General features: G+C 41.7%; 14 protein-coding genes. 11 read left to right on the top strand and 3 right to left on the bottom strand.

Annotation, left to right across the window (positions count from 1 at the left end; all coding sequences use genetic code 11):
* Nucleotides 1-120: 120 nt before the first annotated feature.
* Together B9T30_RS09810 and B9T30_RS09805 are read left to right on the top strand one after the other, a co-directional pair.
* Nucleotides 121-2,805: a sensor histidine kinase gene (locus tag B9T30_RS09810; protein WP_086184811.1), complete on the top strand. Its 2,685-nt coding sequence runs from the start codon at nt 121-123 to the stop codon at nt 2,803-2,805.
* Between the two features lie 6 nt (nt 2,806-2,811).
* Nucleotides 2,812-3,546, top strand: a complete 735-nt coding sequence (locus B9T30_RS09805) for a response regulator (RefSeq protein ID WP_086184881.1) — start codon at nt 2,812-2,814, stop codon at nt 3,544-3,546.
* Between the two features lie 151 nt (nt 3,547-3,697).
* On the opposite strand, the gene B9T30_RS09800 is transcribed toward B9T30_RS09805, so the two are convergent.
* Nucleotides 3,698-4,120: an Lrp/AsnC family transcriptional regulator gene (locus B9T30_RS09800; RefSeq protein ID WP_004648109.1), complete on the bottom strand. Its 423-nt coding sequence runs from the start codon at nt 4,118-4,120 to the stop codon at nt 3,698-3,700.
* Nucleotides 4,121-4,329: 209 nt separating this feature from the next.
* Between B9T30_RS09800 and B9T30_RS09795 the strand changes: the two genes are divergently transcribed.
* The 7 genes from B9T30_RS09795 to B9T30_RS09765 all read left to right on the top strand — a co-directional run bounded on the left by B9T30_RS09795 (nt 4,330) and on the right by B9T30_RS09765 (nt 13,682).
* Nucleotides 4,330-5,601 (top strand): Glu/Leu/Phe/Val family dehydrogenase, encoded by a 1,272-nt coding sequence (locus tag B9T30_RS09795; RefSeq protein ID WP_086184880.1) that lies wholly within the window; start codon nt 4,330-4,332, stop codon nt 5,599-5,601.
* Nucleotides 5,602-5,674: 73 nt separating this feature from the next.
* Nucleotides 5,675-6,895 carry an aspartate aminotransferase family protein gene (locus B9T30_RS09790; protein ID WP_086184810.1) on the top strand — a complete coding sequence of 407 codons (1,221 nt, stop codon included), beginning with the start codon at nt 5,675-5,677 and terminating at the stop codon, nt 6,893-6,895.
* A 10-nt stretch (nt 6,896-6,905) separates the two neighbouring features.
* Nucleotides 6,906-7,934 (top strand): arginine N-succinyltransferase, encoded by a 1,029-nt coding sequence (gene astA / locus B9T30_RS09785; protein WP_086184809.1) that lies wholly within the window; start codon nt 6,906-6,908, stop codon nt 7,932-7,934.
* Nucleotides 7,935-7,936: 2 nt separating this feature from the next.
* Nucleotides 7,937-9,406 carry a succinylglutamate-semialdehyde dehydrogenase gene (gene astD / locus B9T30_RS09780; protein WP_086184808.1) on the top strand — a complete coding sequence of 490 codons (1,470 nt, stop codon included), beginning with the start codon at nt 7,937-7,939 and terminating at the stop codon, nt 9,404-9,406.
* A 21-nt stretch (nt 9,407-9,427) separates the two neighbouring features.
* Nucleotides 9,428-10,768: an N-succinylarginine dihydrolase gene (gene astB, locus B9T30_RS09775; RefSeq protein ID WP_086184807.1), complete on the top strand. Its 1,341-nt coding sequence runs from the start codon at nt 9,428-9,430 to the stop codon at nt 10,766-10,768.
* Nucleotides 10,769-10,791: 23 nt separating this feature from the next.
* Nucleotides 10,792-11,766, top strand: a complete 975-nt coding sequence (gene astE / locus B9T30_RS09770) for a succinylglutamate desuccinylase (RefSeq protein ID WP_086184806.1) — start codon at nt 10,792-10,794, stop codon at nt 11,764-11,766.
* Nucleotides 11,767-12,182: 416 nt separating this feature from the next.
* Entirely contained in the window at nt 12,183-13,682 is a 1,500-nt protein-coding gene (locus B9T30_RS09765) for an amino acid permease (protein WP_086184805.1), read from the top strand.
* Nucleotides 13,683-13,978: 296 nt separating this feature from the next.
* On the opposite strand, the gene gorA is transcribed toward B9T30_RS09765, so the two are convergent.
* Both gorA and B9T30_RS16495 read right to left on the bottom strand, forming a co-directional pair.
* On the bottom strand, nt 13,979-15,331 hold the full coding sequence (gene gorA / locus B9T30_RS09755; protein ID WP_086184803.1) for a glutathione-disulfide reductase: 1,353 nt from the start codon (nt 15,329-15,331) through the stop codon (nt 13,979-13,981).
* Nucleotides 15,332-15,631: 300 nt separating this feature from the next.
* A complete protein-coding gene (locus tag B9T30_RS16495; protein WP_171264151.1) occupies nt 15,632-15,793 on the bottom strand; it encodes a hypothetical protein in 162 nt (53 codons plus the stop codon).
* Between the two features lie 512 nt (nt 15,794-16,305).
* Here B9T30_RS16495 and B9T30_RS09750 point away from each other — a divergent pair.
* Both B9T30_RS09750 and B9T30_RS09745 read left to right on the top strand, forming a co-directional pair.
* Nucleotides 16,306-18,099: a sigma-54-dependent Fis family transcriptional regulator gene (locus tag B9T30_RS09750; protein WP_086184879.1), complete on the top strand. Its 1,794-nt coding sequence runs from the start codon at nt 16,306-16,308 to the stop codon at nt 18,097-18,099.
* A gap of 281 nt (nt 18,100-18,380) precedes the next feature.
* Nucleotides 18,381-19,262 (top strand): transporter, encoded by an 882-nt coding sequence (locus B9T30_RS09745; RefSeq protein WP_086184802.1) that lies wholly within the window; start codon nt 18,381-18,383, stop codon nt 19,260-19,262.
* The last annotated feature ends 63 nt before the right edge of the window (nt 19,263-19,325 follow it).

Here is a 19,325-nt window from a genome sequence, read left to right as displayed (position 1 = left end):
CATTTGAGCTCCTTCCATTAAAACTTAAACGGTACGACTCCGTCGTTCCAATAAAAATCAAGATAAATCATTAAACTATACTGGTTAAGTTTAATGGTTTTATTAATTAAAGATTAATCTATGACTGAAAATAGAAAGAATAAAGTAGATGTTTTATTGCAACATGCCAAGCGCTATCAATCGGGGCGCTTAACCATCTTTTTAGGTGCTGCTCCGGGGGTCGGAAAAACCTATGCCATGCTGGTTCGAGCACGTGATTTATTTCAGCAAGGGCAAAATATTGTTATTGCTTATATCGAGACACATGGTCGTGCGGAAACCGAAGGTTTAATAGAAGGTTTACCCTGTATTCCCCGAAAAAAAATGCACTATCAAGGGCATCAGCTTGAGGAAATGGATTTAGATGCTGTTTTAGAACAGAAAGCACAAATTGTTTTGGTCGATGAATTTGCCCATACCAATATGCCCGGCAGTCGGCATGAAAAACGTTGGCAAGACATTAATGAACTGCTTGATGCTGGCATAGATGTTTTTACCACCATGAATATTCAGCATTTGGAAAGCTTGAATGATGTGGTCTATCAAATTACAGGGATTCGGGTGAAAGAAACCGTGCCTGATCGAGTGTTTGAACGTATTCGAGATATTCGCTTAATTGACTTGCCTGTTAATGAATTATTAGAGCGTTTAAATCAGGGTAAAGTGTATATTCCCGAGCAAGTTCAACATGCGCTACAGGGTTTTTTTAATAGTTCAAATTTAACCGCTTTACGTGAACTGGCTATGCAAACAGTTGCCAGTCATGTCGATAGCGATGTGCGTGAAAATTTTGCCTTGCAAGGGCTGACCCCGATTCCGCTCAAAAATCATCTGCTGATTATGATTAATGGTTTAGGACAATCGGAAGCTTTGGTACGGGCGGGATGCCGTCTTGCTGAAAACCGTTTAGCCACTTGGACGGTGGTTGCTTTTATGGATGATCAGTATCAGCAGCAAAAAGATAATCCACAGACCCATCAAACAGATGCACAAAGCAGGGAAATAGAACGGGCTTTGAATTTATGTCGGCAACTTGGTGGGATGACCGAAATTTTATACGGTCAGCAACATGCCAAAATACTGTCAGAATTTGCGCTTGAACGGGGCATTTCAACTTTGGTGCTGGCGCAGGCACAACCTAAAAAATATAGCTTCAACTTTAAATCCAATTTAATTGCGCAGATTTTAAAACATCATCCGCATTTTGAGCTGAGTATTGTTCCGATTCAATCGAAACAAAAAACGCTGCATCCTGTCACTCAAATCCGTTTATTTCTCAGCGTTAAAGAATCAATATTGGTTTTGTTCACCACCATTGTCAGTATTATCATGGCAAGTTTGGGGGAGAGATATCTAGGGATTGAAGAACTTTCCGTCATTTTTATTACTGCTGTTGTGTTTGTTGCATCTAAAACCCGCATGATTGCAGCCGCATGCTCAGCGATTATTTTCTTCCTTGCGTATAATTTTTTCTTTATTGCACCTAAATATACTTTCCAGATTTCGGCACATCAGGGGGTGATTACCGTTGTGGCATTTTTAGCTGCGGCACTGATTGCAAGTCGTTTGGCATCTCGTTTACGTGAGCAAGTGACCGCATTAAAAGCAGCCAATAGCTATAACAGCATTATGCAGGATTTAGGACAGAAGTTATCGACTGCTGTAAATAGTGAACAGGTCAATGAAATTGCAACACAAAGTTTAGAAAAAAATCTTACAGCAGATGTCCTACTCTATTGTCCTTACCAAGACTTGATGGGTAATGATCATGCTGACTCGGCACTTTCAGATAAAGAGAAAATATCGGCAGAATGGAGCATTTCTAATCAGCAACCTTCGGGGCGTTTTACCCAGACTTTGACAGAAAATGAATGGTGGTTTTTACCGCTTTTGGCATCGAAACAATGTTTGGGTGTGGTTGGCTTGAAGTTTACCCATGATATGCAAATGCTGAGTGTTGAACAAAAGCGTTTAGCGGAAACCATGATTGAATATATTGCGCAGGCCATTTCACGAACCCAACTGAGCAAAGACTTGGAAATTGCCAATGTGACGTCTGAAACTGAAAAGCTACGTTCAGCCTTGTTATCTTCCGTATCGCATGATTTACGTTCACCTTTAGCTTCAATGATTGGAGCCGCAGAGACGCTAAGTCATTATCGACACGCGATGGATGAGGCAGATCAAGACAGTCTACTAGAGGCGATTCATTTGGAAGGTGAACGCTTAGATCGTTATATCCAAAATTTATTGGATATGACTCGTTTAGGACATGAAGGCTTAAGTTTAAAACGGGACTGGATTGGAATTGATGAATTGGTTGGGTCAGCCGTGCGTCGTTTAAACCGATATTTACCGAAAGTTCAGGTACGCATTAGCATGCCTGAAGAGGTGGTGAGTTTATTTGTACATGCTGCTTTAATTGAACAAGCCATTTTTAATGTCTTGGAAAATGCAGCGAAGTTTTCACCTGAAGATGAAGCCGTTGAAATTGAAATTAAAAAGGTGAATGATGAGCAGGTACAAATTGCGATAAGTGATCAGGGTTTAGGGATACCTGAAGATGAACGCAATCGTATTTTTGATATGTTCTATACCATGCAACGTGGCGATCGTGGACAATACGGCACTGGTTTGGGATTGACCATTGTAAAAGCCATTATTGGGGCACATATGGGACAGATTTCAGCCACTGAAGCAAAAAATCAGCGCGGAACCTGTATTCGCATTGTATTGCCGATACAACATGGCATAAATGAGAAATGAATGAAAATGAATGATTTAAATATTCCAAGCAATGCCGTGAATGTATTAATCATTGATGATGAACCACAAATCCGTAAGTTTTTGGATATTGCTTTACGTGCGCAGGGCTATAAAACATTTTTGGCAGAAACTGGCCAGAGGGGACTGGAAATACTTGCCTTACAAGGTGCCGATTTGGTCATTTTGGATTTGGGTCTACCTGATTTAGATGGGCAAGAGGTTTTAACAGAGCTTCGAGTTTGGTCACAAGTCCCGGTGATTATACTTTCAGTACGTGCGGATGAGACTGAAAAAGTTGCCTTGTTGGATGCTGGGGCGAATGATTATGTGACCAAGCCTTTTAGTGTACAAGAGTTGATGGCGCGTATACGGGTCATGCTGAGGAATCAGGTTGTACAACCAACAGAATCCGCTATGTTTGATGATGGGGTATTAAAAATTGATTTTGCCCAGCGGCAGGTGTTTTTATCCAACGCGCTATTATCTTTAACCCGTAAAGAGTTTCAACTCTTGATGTTACTTGCTCAACATCGTGGGCAATTGATTACCCAACCCCAAATTTTAAAAGAGTTATGGGGGCCGACACATCAGCACGATACGCATTATTTACGTATTTTAGTGGCGAAATTGCGAAGTAAATTACAGGATGATGCCATTCATCCTCAATATATTGCGACGGAACCTGGTGTGGGGTTAAGATTTTTAGGTAAAGAGGCTTCTGCTGTATCAGTAAAAGAATAACCATGTTGCGTTGTTACAGCGTTATCTTGAAGCATAGATGGAATGTGTCAGATGAAGAATAAAAGGCAAACCTGACTCGAGATGATCAGGTCTGCTATGCACAATGCGCTAAGGCTTAATTTTTATTTCATTATTTTTATTGAATCAGAATTTATGCTTTATAGGTGGACAATAAAATACTGGTTTCGGTGTTATAAATTCCTGATATATTTCGTATTCTTTCTAATATTTTATCAAAACTTTCTAAGCTATCTGACTCTAATTCTACCAGTAGATCCCACTTGCCATTGGTCGTATGTAAAGTCTGTACTGCCGAATCTAGGCGTAATGCTTTAACAACAGCACGTGTTTGGGTGCCTTCGACCATAATATTCATCCAAGCCCGAATGGTATTTTGGTTGGCACTGGGCTTAATGCGGATGGTATAGCCCATGATGATGCCATTCATTTCCATATATTCAATTCGTTTTTGAACGGTGGCGCGTGAAACACGAATTTTATTGGCTAAATCGGTAATCGACATTCGGGCATTGTCACGCAGTAAACCAAGGATTTGGCTGTCGGTATCATTCATTTTGATTTTGTCACTTAGCAAATTGATAAAATTTATTTCATTTTAATTAAAATAACAACTTTTTTGAGTCAATTTGATTTTTCATACTATGTCTATGGACGCATACATGACATTTGGAAGCTTGTCTGGATAGATAAAGACCATGTTGTATGGTGTCACCTGTTTTTTTAATGGATTTGATCAAACGAATTTTACAAGGGAAAATATCTATGTCTTTGTCGTATGAAATGGAAAATAGCCGAGCATGGCAGACTTATCTTGCGCAGATTAATCAGGTTACTCCTTATTTAGAAGAAGATTTAATTCCTTTTGTGAATACGTTAAAGCGACCAAAACGTGCGCTTATCGTAGATGTACCGATTGTGATGGATGATGGCTCTATTCAGCATTTTGAAGGCTACCGTGTTCAACACAATCTATCGCGTGGCCCGGGTAAAGGCGGGATTCGCTATCATCCAGATGTTGAGCTGAATGAAGTTATGGCATTGGCTGCTTGGATGACCATCAAGACGGCAGTACTGAATTTACCTTATGGTGGTGCCAAAGGCGGAGTCCGCGTCGATCCACGTAAATTGTCTCCTCGTGAGTTAGAGCGTTTGACGCGTCGCTTTACCAGCGAAATTAGCCCGATTATTGGCCCACAAACTGATATTCCAGCACCGGATGTAGGCACCAATGCCGACATTATGGGTTGGATGATGGATACCTATTCCAGCATTAAAGGTCATACCGTAACTGGCGTAGTGACGGGTAAGCCAGTGCACTTGGGTGGTTCATTGGGTCGTGTTCGTGCAACGGGTCGTGGCGTGTTTGTGACAGGCCTAGAAGTTGCCAAAAAAATAAATTTGTCAATTGAAGGCAGCCGTGTGGCAATTCAAGGCTTTGGTAATGTCGGCAGTGAAGCGGCTTACTTATTCCATAAAGCCAATGCCAAAGTGGTTTGTGTACAAGACCATACAGGCACGATCTATAGCGAGCAAGGTTTAGATGTTAAACAATTGCAAGAGCATGTAGCGAAGCATCAAGGTGTCGCGGGTTTCCCAGAAGCAAGCATGATTGATGATCAAGAATTTTGGACTATCGAGATGGATATCCTGATTCCTGCTGCTTTGGAAGGTCAGATTACCGCAGAACGTGCGCAAAATCTTACTGCGAAACTGATCTTGGAAGGTGCCAACGGCCCAACTTATCCAGAAGCTGAAGAGATTTTATTACAGCGTCAGATCAGTATTGTACCCGATGTATTGTGCAACGCTGGCGGGGTAACGGTCAGTTACTTCGAATGGGTACAGGACATGGCGAGCTATTTCTGGACGGAAGATGAAATTAATCAACGTTTGGACAAGCTCATGATGTCAGCGGTTGAAGATGTTTGGAGTAAAGCGCAGGAAAAACAATGCAGCTTGCGTACCGCAGCTTACATTTTGGCATGTGAACGCATCTTGAAAGCACGTAAAGAACGCGGAATTTTCCCGGGCTAATCGTCGCTTCGCCACTGTTCACCATTTAGTTTAAGTAAAAATAAAGCCTTATTTATGTAAGGAAGAGGATCTCATGAGCCAAAATATTCATCCGAATCGCCAAGACTTCAATCAGTATATGGTCCCTGTTTTTGCACCTGCACAATTTATTCCTGTACGAGGCGAAGGTTCTCGTCTGTGGGATCAGGCAGGTAAAGAATATATCGATTTTGCTGGTGGTATTGCCGTTAATGCTTTGGGGCATGCACATCCTGTAGCGGTTAAAGCCTTGGTCGAACAAGGGCAAAAGCTTTGGCATATTGGCAATGGCTATACCAATGAACCAGTTTTGAATTTGGCAAAACAATTGGTCGAAAGTACCTTTGCCGATAAAGTCTTTTTCTGTAATTCAGGCGCAGAAGCCAATGAAGCGGCATTGAAATTAGCGCGTAAGGTGGGCTTGCTTTCAGGTTCTGCCAATAAAAATAAAATTATCGCTTTTCAAAATGCCTTTCATGGTCGCACATTATTTACTGTGACTGCGGGTGGTCAGCCAAAATATTCACAGGATTTTGCACCACTACCTGAAGGTATCCAGCACCTGCCATTTAATGATTTAGATGCTGCACGCGCTGCCATTGACGCAGAAACTTGCGCAGTGATTGTCGAGCCGATTCAGGGCGAAGGTGGTGTGATTACCGCAACGCCTGAGTTCTTGAAAGGCTTGCGTGAATTGTGTGATCAACATGGTGCTGTACTGATTTTTGATGAAGTGCAAACAGGTGTGGGTCGTACAGGTTCACTGTATGCCTACATGAATACTGAAGTGACACCAGATATTTTAACCACAGCGAAAGCTTTGGGCGGTGGTTTCCCCATTGGCGCGATGATTGCTACAGACAAATACGCCAATATGTTTGTGGTGGGTGATCACGGTACGACTTATGGCGGTAACCCGCTGGCGTCTGCGGTGGCAAGCGCGGTATTTGAGTTTATTAATACCCCTGAAGTTTTGAATGGTGTACGTACTCGTGCACAGATTTTTGCCGAAGGCTTAAATGAGCTGAATGTACGCTATGGCCTGTTTGAAGAAATTCGCGGTCAAGGCTTATTAATTGGCTGCGTACTTAAAGCTGAATATGCAGGCAAGGCCAAAGACATTGTTACCCTTGCGGGTCAGGAAGGCTTGTTGGCTTTGGTGGCTGGCCCGAATGTCGTGCGCTTTACACCGTCATTAATCATTGCTGAAGAGCAGATTAAAGAAGGCTTACAGCGCTTTGACCGTGCTTTAGCGCGTTTCGTTAACGAGAAATAGGCTTCTCGCTATGATGATTGTTAGACATGCAGAGCATAAAGACCTCGACGATATCTATATTTTGGCAGGGAAGTCAGGCATTGGCCTGACCTCTCTTCCGCAAAATAAAGAAATTTTGTCTGCCCGTATTTTACGCACCCAAAATACCTTGCAAGGCCAAGCTGCCCAAAGTGAACAGGGCTATCTTTTTGTCTTGGAAGATACCGAATTACAACGTGTGGTGGGGGTCAGCGCAATAGAGGTTTCTGTCGGTCTGACTGAACCGTTTTATAATTATCACGTGGGCAAGCAAGTACATGCATCACAAGCGCTGAATGTCTATCAGACATTGAATACGCTGTTTCTAAGCAATGACCATACGGGTTGCAGCGAACTATGCACTTTATTTCTTGACCCTGATTTCCGCAAAAATCAGAACGGCAAATTTTTGTCCAAAATCCGCTTCCTGTTTATGGCGGCTTTTCAGGACTGCTTTAAAAATACGCTGATTGCTGAAATGCGTGGTTACTCAGATGAAAATGGGCGTTCGCCATTCTGGGATGCGCTAGGTCATCATTTCTTTGATATGGACTTTGCCACCGCAGACTATTTAAGTGGTATCGGGCAAAAAGTCTTTATTGCAGAACTGATGCCGCGTTTTCCAGTGTATATCGACCTGCTTCCTTCCGCTGCACAGCAAGTGATTGCGCAAGTGCATCCACAGACTTTGCCAGCAGCGCATGTGTTGGAAACTGAAGGGCTACGCTATCAGGGCTATGTCGATATTTTTGATGCTGGCCCGACACTGGAAGCTGAAATTAAAGATTTGCGCGCTGTTCAGAACAGCCACGTCTGTAAGGTGAAGGTGGTGCCTGAAGTACCAGAAGGAACCATCCGCTATCTGGTTGCCAATGACTGCTATCAGCATTACCGCGCCATTCTTGTCAGCAATCAGGCGGATCACGCAAGCTTGCCTTTAACTGTCGCACAGGCCGAGGCCTTGGGTGTACAGGCTGGGCAGTGCGTTCGTCTGCTGCCTTTAGATATCATGGAGAAATAATAATGTCACAAGGAAATTTATATATTAACGGAGCATGGTTTCCTGCGCATGGCGCAGTATGGAACAAGCTTGATCCGGTGACTCAACAACCAATTTGGCAAGGTGCTGAAGCAACTGCGGACGAAGTAGAGCAGGCTTGTCAGTCTGCACGTAACGCTTTTGCAGCATGGGCACGTCGTCCTTTGGCAGAACGTCTTGAAATTATTCAACGCTTTGCCACTTTATTGGAACAGAACAAACAGCAGTTAGCGACGGTGATTAGTCGTGAAACCAGCAAACCACTTTGGGAAACGCTCACTGAAGTTCAGGCGATGATGGGTAAAGTAGCGATTTCAATTCGTGCTTATCATGAGCGTACTGGGGAAAGCCTGACTGAAATGGCGGATGGGGCTGCATCATTGCGCCACCGCCCACATGGCGTATTGGCTGTATTTGGGCCGTACAATTTTCCGGGTCATTTACCCAATGGTCATATTGTTCCTGCCTTGATCGCAGGCAATACCGTGGTGTTTAAGCCGAGTGAGTTGACACCGTGGACGGCAGAAGAAACCGTGAAGTTATGGCAAGCCGCGGGCTTACCTGATGGTGTGTTGAACTTGGTTCAAGGTGGGCGTAGCACAGGCGAAGCCTTGGCACAATCAAGTGAAATTGATGGCTTATTGTTTACGGGCAGCGCCAATACTGGCTATCACTTACACCAGCAGTTAGCAGGTGCGCCTGAAAAGATTTTGGCCCTTGAAATGGGTGGCAATAACGCGCTGATTATCGATGAAATTACCGATATTGATGCTGTAGTGAATTTGACCATTCAATCGGCTTTTGTTTCTGCGGGACAGCGTTGTACTTGTGCACGCCGTTTAATTATTAAAAACGGTACAGAAGGCGATGCCTTTATCCAGCGTTTGCTTGAAGTGACGCGAGATCTAGTGGTCGGTCAATGGGATGCACAGCCACAACCTTTCATGGGCGGTGTGATTTCCTTAACTGCTGCGCAACAAATTTTGCAAGCACAGCAGCGTTTGATTGATTTAGGTGCAACCCCGTTATTGTCAGTGACGCAGCCAGATGCGAATAGCAGTCTATTAAGCGCTGGAATTCTTGAAGTGACCGGTGTCAGCAATGTGCCTGATGAAGAATACTTTGGACCACTGAGCTGTATTTATCGCTATGACAGCTTTGATGAAGCACTGAAAATTGCCAACGCAACACGTTTTGGTTTGTCTGTTGGCTTAGTTTCTCCAGATCGTGACTTGTTTGAGCGTTTGTTAATTGAAGCACGTGCAGGCATTGTCAACTGGAACAAACCCTTAACTGGCGCTTCAAGTGCAGCACCTTTTGGTGGCGTTGGTGCATCGGGCAACCATCGTGCAAGTGCCTTCTATGCGGCAGATTATTGTGCATGGCCAATGGCATCGCTTGAAAGTGATCAGGTGAATTTACCTGAGAAATTATCGCCAGGCATTGTGCTGTAGTTCAAGGATAGGGAGTTTAAAATGTCAGGCTATGAAATTAATTTTGATGGTTTAGTTGGGCCAACGCATCATTATGCGGGATTGTCGTTCGGGAACGAAGCATCGACCAAAAACCGAAATAATGTTTCCAATCCAAAACTTGCTGCCAAGCAAGGCCTTTTAAAAATGAAGGCTTTGTCGGATATGGGCTTGAAGCAAGGCGTATTTGCACCTCAAGAACGTCCACATGTCCCGACTTTACGTAAGTTAGGCTTTCGCGGTGATGATCACAGTGTGATTGAACAGGCGATGCGTACCTCTCCTGCGTTGTTGTCTGCACTGAGTTCAGCGTCATGTATGTGGACAGCAAATGCGGCAACGGTTTCTCCTTCGGCAGACAGTGCGGATGGACGTGTGCATTTTACTGCGGCCAATTTGAATAATAAATTCCATCGTTCGATTGAACATGAAACCACGTCACGTGTTATGGCTGCGATGTTTAATGATGAACGTCATTTTGCTCATCATGCTGCACTGCCACCTGTTTCATTATTTGGTGACGAAGGTGCTGCCAATCATAACCGTTTAGGCGGTGCTTATGATCAAGCCAGCGTACAAGTGTTTGTTTATGGGCAGCAATTTTTGGGTGGCGGTATTGGCCCGAAACATTATCCTGCGCGTCAGTCGCTTGAAGCCAGTGAAGCCGTTGCACGCCTACACCAGCTTAATCCTGCACAAACTGTATTTGTACAGCAGCATCCCGATGTGATTGACCAAGGTGTCTTCCACAATGATGTGATTGCGGTGAGCAACCAACAGGTCTTATTCCATCACCAGCAAGCCTTCTTAAATCAGACCGAAGCGTTATCTGAAATCCGCCAAAAGATGGCGCATTTAGAACAGGACTTTATTTCGATAGAAGTGCCTGAGCAGCGTGTGTCGGTGCAAGATGCGGTGAATACCTATTTGTTTAACAGTCAGTTGTTGACTCGTCCAGATGGCGGTATGAGCATCGTTGTACCAGAAGAATCGCGTCAAAATAAAGCGGTGTGGGACTATCTGAGTGACATGATCCAGATGGGTACACCGATTGATGACATTAAAGTCTTCGACTTGCGAGAAAGTATGCGCAATGGCGGTGGGCCAGCTTGTTTACGTCTGCGTGTTGCGGTAAATGAAGCAGAACTGCAAGCCATCAACCCGAATGTGTTGATGAATGACAATTTGTTCAATCGCTTAAATGTGTGGGTAGATCAACATTACCGTGATGCAATGACTCAGCAAGATTTGGCCGACCCAATGTTGCTGATCGAAAGCCGTACGGCATTGGATGAATTAACCCAAATCCTTGGATTGGGTTCAGTTTACCACTTCCAGCAATAGTTCAGCACACGAGTTGAAAGCGCATGATTGATTTCTTAGGTCTGGTTTTAGAAGCAAAACAACCCGCGTTATCGCGGGGAGTGCTAGACAGTTTTACATGGGAATGGCTGGCTGAAGGGGTTTTATCTTTGACCCCGAAACAGGCCTATGAAAAAGTTGTGGTGCTTTCAGCAGGTGTACATGGCAATGAAACTGCGCCAATCGAATTATTGGCACGGTTGAGTCAGGATATTTTTACGGGACAGTTGGAGCTGAAGGTTCGCTTGCTGTTGATCTTAGGCAACCCTGAAGCGATTCGTTCAGGTCAACGCTATATTGAAAATGACATGAACCGCATGTTTTGCGGTGTGCAGCAGCAATTTGTGGCAACGACAGAAGCACAGCGCGTGGTAGAACTGGAGCAAATCGTGACGGATTTCTTCACGGATAGCCATGCGCAAGCGCAGCTTTACCATTATGACCTGCATACGGCTATTCGCCCATCATTGCTGCCAACCTTTGCTTTATTTCCGTATCAAACTCATGCCTATGATGCTGCATTGCTTGCCAGCCTGAATGCGGCGGAGCTTGATGCTGTTGTGTATCACAATGCCGTAGGAAAAACCTTCACACATTTCACCAGTTCAAAATTTCAGGCGGCAAGTGCCACCTTGGAACTGGGACATGCCAAGCCTTTTGGTCAAAATGATTTATCGGCATTCTCCGCCATCGATCAGGTGTTGCGGACTGTACTGAGCGCACAAGATTTGCCAATGCGTAAGAAAAAGGCGATGCAAACCTTTCAGGTCGCAGATTCCATCATTAAAACGGAAGATGATTTTCAGCTTAATGTTGCAGATTCCGCACCTAATTTTTCAGTGTTCCAGTCTGGTGCAGTGATTGCCACACAGCAGGGTAAACCTTATGTGGTGGCGCAGCAGCAGATCTGGATTTTATTTCCCAATCCTCAGGTGAAAAAAGGTCTCAGGGCAGGCCTCATTTTAACTGAAGTCAATTAATTTATTTTTAAGTGTCATATTTTAAAATGGTGAAATTATAGTTTTAGGCTGCATAGTTTTGGTTAACTTTTTAAATGGAATTAAATATATGGATATTGTTAACAATATAAATTTAATATATTCACGCGAAGATGATTCTTATATTAATCTTCAGCGGGAAGGTTTATATCGTGTTTTATTTAAGCTCATGTTTTTTAATAGAAAATAATTTTATTTTAGCATGTATGTTGCATCTTGCGACAATTATATCAGGCAACTCTAGATTTTAAGGATATGGAATCTTGTGCCTGAATAATATGCAGAATAAGTGTATTAAAAATATGTGTGGCTGAATATTGGATTGCAAAAAATCAATGATTGATTTCTGCGTAATCCCATATTTACAACCTGATGTGTTGTAAATTGGAGTAATAAACATGATGAATGGCAACAAGAACAATCGATCAAATGAAGCGCTGGAAGGTGATTTGCTGGGCGGGCATCATTATGAGTCGGTTGAAGAAGAAAAATTAGAGCGGTCACTAACGAACCGTCATATTCAGATGATCGCCATTGGCGGCGCCATTGGCACGGGTCTATTTATGGGATCGGGCAAGACACTGGCTGTGTCGGGCACCTCGATTATTTTGACCTATTTAATTATTGGCTTTTTCTTCTTCTTCGTCATGCGCGCGATGGGAGAGCTTCTGCTTTCCAATACCAACTATAAGTCTTTTGCTGATTTTGCCACGGCTTATTTAGGGCCTTGGGCAGGCTTTTTCTTAGGCTGGTCATATTGGCTAAGCTGGATTGTGACTGCAATTGCGGATGTGATTGTGATAGGTGGCTATGCCCAGTTCTGGTATCCCGATTTACCCGCATGGATACCGGCTTTTAGCTCCATTGTTATTTTAACCTTGCTCAATTTTGTTGCGGTGAAATTGTTTGGTGAAGTCGAATTCTGGTTTGCCCTGATTAAGATTCTCGCGATTATCTTGCTTCTGATGGTGGGGATTTATTTGGTTACCGTTGGTTTTGTCTCTCCAGATGGTGTTAAGGCTTCTTTGGCACATGTTGTAGATCGGCAATCCATGTTTCCCTATGGTGTCAGTGGTTTCTTAGCGGGCTTCCAGATTGCTGTTTTTGCTTTTGTCGGTATTGAATTGGTTGGGACAACGGCAGCAGAAACCAAAGATCCGCATACGGCTTTACCACGTGCGATTAACTCTATTCCTTTACGAATTTTATTATTCTACGTTGGCGCACTGGTATGTATTATTGCGGTAACGTCTTGGGCGAATATTGCTCCAGATAAAAGCCCGTTCGTGGAAATGTTTACCCTCATTGGCTTGCCTGCTGCGGCCAGTATTGTCAACTTTGTTGTCGCAACTTCAGCAATGTCTTCGGCAAACAGCGGCGTCTTTGCCACCAGTCGTATGTTATATGGTTTGGCGGTTGAAAAAGATGCACCTAAAAGCTTTGGTCGCTTGTCAAAAAGCAAAGTGCCTGTGCTTAGTTTGTTGTTTTCGATGTTGTGTGTGGTGATTGGTACATCCATTTTATTTGTTGTACCGAATGTGATGACGGCCTTTATTATTATCTCTGCCTTTACCTCCATTTTGTGTATTTTCACCTTTGCGATGATTATTTTGTCTTATTTGGCATATCGCAAAAAAGCACCAGAATTACATCAACAATCTGCTTATAAAATGCCGGGTGGGGTCTTTATGGCGTGGATTACCTTGGCTTTTCTGATTTTTGTGGTTGCGATTTTGGCATTAGATCATGACACCATGATTTCTTTGGCTTTTTCACCTTTGTGGTTCATCGGACTCTTTATTGCTTATCGCTACAAGAGTAAAAAATACGTGCAACGTTCATGGATTTTGACTCATGGCAAACGTATAGAACCTGAGGAATTTCACGAGAATAACTAGGGTCTGTTGAGAATTAGCAAGCATCTGTTGACCTTTGTTATTTAAAAATAGCGGGAAGTAAAATTCAATGACCAAACTGAATTTACTTCCCGCTTTGACTTGTCCAATGCTGACTAATTATAGTCCCCATACAAATTTCATTAAATGTATAACAATTGCTAGGATAATCCATGATGCAAAAGTTGCATCTGATGTAGGCGTTAATTTGACTGAAGACAAAACCGAAATTGTTCGAAACCAGTTAAAATGCCTAGCATCCGCTATACGAGATCAGCCATATTATGATCCAAGATAAACTAACGCATGGTGACGAATTCTTCGGCTGAAGTAGGGTGTATGGCGACTGTATCGTCAAAGTCTTTTTTGGTGGCACCCATTTTCAGGGCGACGGCAAAACCTTGCAGGATTTCATCCATCCCATAACCAATACCATGAATACCAATAACTTTTTCCTCTGTGCCAGAGCAAATCAATTTCATTTTTGACACTTGTCGATGCTGCGTGACTGCCGTATACATAGAAGTAAAAGACGAGCTATAGACTTTAATTTGATCTTGACCAAATTGGGCAATGGCTTGTTCTTCGGTTAAACCAACAGTCCCAATAGGGGGATGACTAAACACAACTGTCGGTATATTTTCGTAATTTAGATATTCTTCAGATTTGCCATTGAACAAGCGCTCTGAAAGCTTGCGACCAGCAGCAACGGCAACAGGCGTTAATTCTGCTTTTCCAGTAATATCTCCTACCGCATAAAGACCGAATTGGGTGGTATTTTGAAATTGATCAACTTGAATGTAGCCTGAATCATTCAATTGAATATTGGTGCGCTCTAATTTAAGCGCTTTCGTATTGGGCTCTCTTCCTATCGCCCAGATCAGACAATCAATTATATGCTGCGTGCCATCCTCAAGCTGTAAAAGCAAAGACTGATCTTCGAGTTTGGACACTTTAACTGGAGTCGCTTGTGTGTGAACTTGAATGTGATCACTGCGCATGCTTTCTAATAAGGTTTCACCTAAAAACTGGTCTAGACTGCGTAATGGCAAATGTTTGCGTATAAAAAGTTGAACATCGGAACCTAAAGAATTTAAAACGCCCGCGAGTTCAACCGCGATATAACCTGAGCCAATAATTGCGGTACGTTTTGGTAGTTCTTGTAACTCAAAGAAACCATTTGAATCAATGCCGTGTTCTGCACCTTCAATATTCGGGCGCGAAGGCTGCGTTCCCGTGGCAATTAAAATATGCTTTGCTGTGAATATTTCACCGTTGACTTCAATTGTTTTATGATCCAAAAACGTCGCAAAGCCATGAATAACATCGACCTGATTTTTGCTCAGACCAGATTGATAAGAGGCATGAATTCTTTGGATATAAGCTTGTCTATTTTCGACGAGCTTTTTCCAGTCGAAGCTTTTCAGTTCGCTATCAAAGCCATAATCAGAACCATATTTTTGAATAGCATCCGCAATTTGAGCAGAATACCACATGACTTTTTTAGGTACACAGCCGACATTGACACATGTCCCGCCCAGATCACCCGCTTCAATCAAAGCACATTTTTTGCCATAAGACGCAGCACGATTCACCGATGCAATTCCGCCACTCCCTCCACCAATTGCAATGTAGTCATAGTGTTTAGACATAAAGTACCTCGTTATATTTTCAAGTTATTTTATTTGAGATGGACGCTTGATTGTAAACGCTCAAAGTAAGAATAAAAGAAGTTTAACATTGGCTAAATTTAAGTCATTGCAATGTTTTGTATCCATTTCTGCCACAAGTTGTTGTTTGTTTGAAGCTGAGGATTGACCAATATCTTGTAGCGAGTGATTTGTTTAGCTCACTTTTGTGCTAAAAAATTTACAGGGAATAATGTAGGTTTTTATCGTGGAAAAGACATGGTGAAATTTGAATATGATGAACTGTTGTAAATTTATAAAATCTTAATTTAAATATGAATGATCAGCACCTACAGCGAATATCACGCCAATAATAAATATAGAGCAGTAGATAAAAAACCACAAAATTGCACGTTTAAATGCTTTATCTGAAATAGAGCTATCGGCATATTGCGGTGCTTTTCTTGAATTTTGATCATTGTTCATTGTCAAATCTCTATCAGTATTGAAGATAAAATGATTATGTAGCGTTTGACTTGAGAGCTGTAGATACAAAAAGTGATTAAAAAAATATAACAAATTTTTGTGTTTTGATTCATCTGTTATTGTGATTTGGATATAAATATAACAACAGGCTGTTTGCCTCAGTCATTTTTTGATTGATGCACGTTATTTAATACATGAATTTGCCTTTATATAAAATCAGAGAGTCAAAATACATGGGTAAATGAAATCATTGCCAAGAATTTCAATATGTACTGATCCGCTAGAATGATGTTATAAAAATATGCTAGCTTTAGCTTATAGTGATCTTGAGTTGAGATTGTGAGCTTTTAATAGACTTTATATAAAACAATATCTTATTGAGATTTATAGAGTCATTTTGGTTTATGGGCAAAGTTTAAGAACTGATTCTGATGGTATTGTGCTGCATCATGATGTCTAATTTAGACCCAGCCCTGTATTATTTAAATAATGGATTCGTTTGGGATATGATCATGGATGGTTTATCTAAATTTTCTTGGCAGGATATCAAGCATAACTTTTATAACACTGGCGAGCTTCCAGAGTCTATTGAAAAAAATTCGCCTATAATTCAAGCATGGGAGCAATCTAAACAAGCAGGGCTGAGCCCATTTTTCAAAGTGACCTCTTTACAGGGCTTTCCTTTAGACAGCTTGTCATTAGAAGATCAAAATCTAGCCACGCTGACAGAAAAAGTTTTAGACGATATATGGCAACTATTTGGACAGCAAGATGTCAGTGTTTATTTAATTAATAACCATTCAAAAATTATTGCAGAAAAGCACAATTCTTCCTTAGGTGAAAAATATCATTTTTTACAGCCGGGTCGAATTATTGAACTGTCAACTTTTGGCGCAATCGCCCCTACGTGTAGTATCCGTTCCAAACAACCTATGGTAATGGTGGGGCATCAGCATTATCTGAATGAATTTGCCGATTATTCCTGTGCTTCAGTCCCTGTTTTTAATGGCTGTGGTGATGTACAGGGGGCTTTGAATGTCACTTCTACACGAGGTTTATTGGCAACCAATTGGTTAAGACATTTACTGTATCAAAGCTATGTTTTAGAAAATAAAATTATTTTATCCCAAATAACAACCAATCAGCGTGTTTTACATTTTCAGCACTCTAAAGATCTGTTACATAATGCTTATGCTGGACTGATTGTGATTGATGAATTTGGGCAGATACTGAAAATCAACCAAATGGCATTAAAGTTGTTAAATTGTACTGTTGAGCATTTATTGAAGCAGAATATTTCGGACTTCTTTGTTGCAGAGCATTTTTTCCAACATCAGAGCGAAGCATCATTTTTTATACAAAGTCATGATCATGCTTTTTTCTATGCTTATCTAGAAACAATCGTTCAGAAGTCACAGGCTATTCATAAACAAATTCAAACTGCGACGGATGTCGATAAAGCTTTTAAAGCACTTCAAGCGGATATTCCCATATTAATTACGGGTGAAACGGGTACGGGGAAAGATTATTTTGCGCAAAAATTACATCAAAAATTGAATGCAAGTTTGCCCTTTATCTCGATTAATTGTGGCGCAATTCCAGAAAACCTACTTGAAGCTGAATTGTTCGGTTATGAGGGCGGTGCATTTACGGGGGCGAAAAAACAGGGTGAAAAAGGGCTGGTTGAATTAGCAGATCAGGGGATTTTATTTTTAGATGAAATTGGTGATTTACCCTTACATTTGCAAGTGAAAATTTTAAGAGTGTTACAAGATCAGCATTTTTACCGTGTCGGCGGGCGTAAACCCATTAAGTCGTCATTTCGTTTGATTTGTGCAACCAATCAAAATTTAAAAAAAATGGTGGAACAACAATCATTCCGTAGTGATTTATATTATCGCATCCGAGGTTTTGAGGTTTATTTAGAGCCGTTACGCTTACGCGCAGACAAGCAATCTATTTTGCATTCCATTTTAACCAGTTTAGAGGTTTCCGATTGGACTGTTCAGGTTGAACAGCAGTTTAAGCAATATCCATGGCCGGGAAATATTCGTGAGTTGATTCATGTGCTTAAATTATCCACTGCATTTAAAGAAGGAACGTGTTTAGAACAACTCTGTTTACCCGAATCGCAGGTGTCCTCGCCCACATTAACTGAGGATAGTATTTTGCTTCAAGCTAATTTAGAAACGGTGACTAAGCGATTAATTCTTCAGGTCTTACAAGAAGAAAAGGGCAATATTGCGCGTACTGCCAAACGGCTCAACATTTCTAGAACCACGGTATATAAATATTTAGATAGCTAATTTTTAATTTTCGCATCATCAAAAAAGTGACTGTCTGTTTATTGGACAGTCACTTTTTTATTGTGTCCATTTTATGGACATGGGTGAGTTGTTATTTTTATAAGATATTGATTAATAATATTTAAATTCTTGGCATGTAAACTGCAATTATTCTATTGCTCATACTCGATGAAGAAGGACTCTGGATGATTTTTGGCAAAGGTTCAAAGGATTTAACTGCCATTAAAAGTTCAAAAAAGAGATGAGTCATTAAGAATAATTTGAATGAAAGGAAACATATTATGCATTTTAGGAATAAAAATGCGTTACTTCTCATACTGAGTGGTTTACTCGCACAACATAGTCATGCCATTGATGTGAATGCGGGGGATTATACGGCTTTACCGAGTGGAACCAATGTTGGGGTTTTTTATTATCAACATGGTGAAATGGATGGCTATTATCAAAATGGTCATAAAACCCCTGCCGAGTCTACATCTGATATTGGGATTGCACGGTTTATTCATTACACCGATATCGCAGGCTTACGAGCGACCCCGCAAGTGGTTATTCCCTTTGGATCGGTGCGTAATACTCAAATTGCTGATGCGCATTTAAACAATGCATCGGCTTTTGCAGATCCCATCATTGCTTCCGCTTTTTGGTTCATCAATCAACCTGAACAAGGCGCTTCGGGTCGTTATCTTGCAGTAACGCCATTTATTTATTTGCCGCTTGGGCAATACGATAAAAATGATGCCGTCAATTTGGGTGAAAACCGCTTTAAATATGATTTGCAATTGGCTTGGGTACAACCGCTTTATGGCAAATTAGGCTTTGAGTTTTATCAAGATGCAATTTGGTATGGCGACAATGATGAAGCGGGTAGTGGCAATCAGACGTTGTCTCAAGACACCAGTTATCAAACACAGGTCAATTTACGTTATGACCTGAATGCCAAGCAACGGATTGCCTTGGGTTATGCCGCAAATTATGGTGGCGATCAGTCCCTTGATGGCATCTCGCTTGAACAGAATATGGAAAAACAACAAGCTCGATTTGAGTTCCAGCAAATGATTAATTCAAGAACTCAATTGAGTGCGCAGTTGGTTTCAGACACTCAGGTCGAAAGCGGCTTTAAAAAAGATTTAGGACTGAATTTTCGACTTTTTTACATTTTTTAATTCAAAGCATGGTGTATGACAACACATGAATTGTTTCAGTTTTGCGACTATAAAATCTGAACA

Source organism: Acinetobacter sp. ANC 4973 (assembly GCF_002135275.1).
GTDB classification, from domain to species: domain Bacteria; phylum Pseudomonadota; class Gammaproteobacteria; order Pseudomonadales; family Moraxellaceae; genus Acinetobacter; species Acinetobacter kyonggiensis.
Note: the sequence above shows the minus strand (reverse complement) of the source record. Positions and strands in the feature narration are given on the sequence as shown.

What these genes read in the sequence shown, in the direction of transcription:
- B9T30_RS09810 (WP_086184811.1), top strand. Translation starts at nt 121, where the DNA reads ATGACTGAAAATAGAAAGAATAAAGTAGATGTTTTATTGCAACATGCC.
- B9T30_RS09805 (WP_086184881.1), top strand. Translation starts at nt 2,812, where the DNA reads ATGAATGATTTAAATATTCCAAGCAATGCCGTGAATGTATTAATCATT.
- B9T30_RS09800 (WP_004648109.1), bottom strand. Translation starts at nt 4,120, where the DNA reads ATGAATGATACCGACAGCCAAATCCTTGGTTTACTGCGTGACAATGCC.
- B9T30_RS09795 (WP_086184880.1), top strand. Translation starts at nt 4,330, where the DNA reads ATGTCTTTGTCGTATGAAATGGAAAATAGCCGAGCATGGCAGACTTAT.
- B9T30_RS09790 (WP_086184810.1), top strand. Translation starts at nt 5,675, where the DNA reads ATGAGCCAAAATATTCATCCGAATCGCCAAGACTTCAATCAGTATATG.
- astA (WP_086184809.1), top strand. Translation starts at nt 6,906, where the DNA reads ATGATGATTGTTAGACATGCAGAGCATAAAGACCTCGACGATATCTAT.
- astD (WP_086184808.1), top strand. Translation starts at nt 7,937, where the DNA reads ATGTCACAAGGAAATTTATATATTAACGGAGCATGGTTTCCTGCGCAT.
- astB (WP_086184807.1), top strand. Translation starts at nt 9,428, where the DNA reads ATGTCAGGCTATGAAATTAATTTTGATGGTTTAGTTGGGCCAACGCAT.
- astE (WP_086184806.1), top strand. Translation starts at nt 10,792, where the DNA reads ATGATTGATTTCTTAGGTCTGGTTTTAGAAGCAAAACAACCCGCGTTA.
- B9T30_RS09765 (WP_086184805.1), top strand. Translation starts at nt 12,183, where the DNA reads ATGATGAATGGCAACAAGAACAATCGATCAAATGAAGCGCTGGAAGGT.
- gorA (WP_086184803.1), bottom strand. Translation starts at nt 15,331, where the DNA reads ATGTCTAAACACTATGACTACATTGCAATTGGTGGAGGGAGTGGCGGA.
- B9T30_RS16495 (WP_171264151.1), bottom strand. Translation starts at nt 15,793, where the DNA reads ATGAACAATGATCAAAATTCAAGAAAAGCACCGCAATATGCCGATAGC.
- B9T30_RS09750 (WP_086184879.1), top strand. Translation starts at nt 16,306, where the DNA reads ATGGATGGTTTATCTAAATTTTCTTGGCAGGATATCAAGCATAACTTT.
- B9T30_RS09745 (WP_086184802.1), top strand. Translation starts at nt 18,381, where the DNA reads ATGCATTTTAGGAATAAAAATGCGTTACTTCTCATACTGAGTGGTTTA.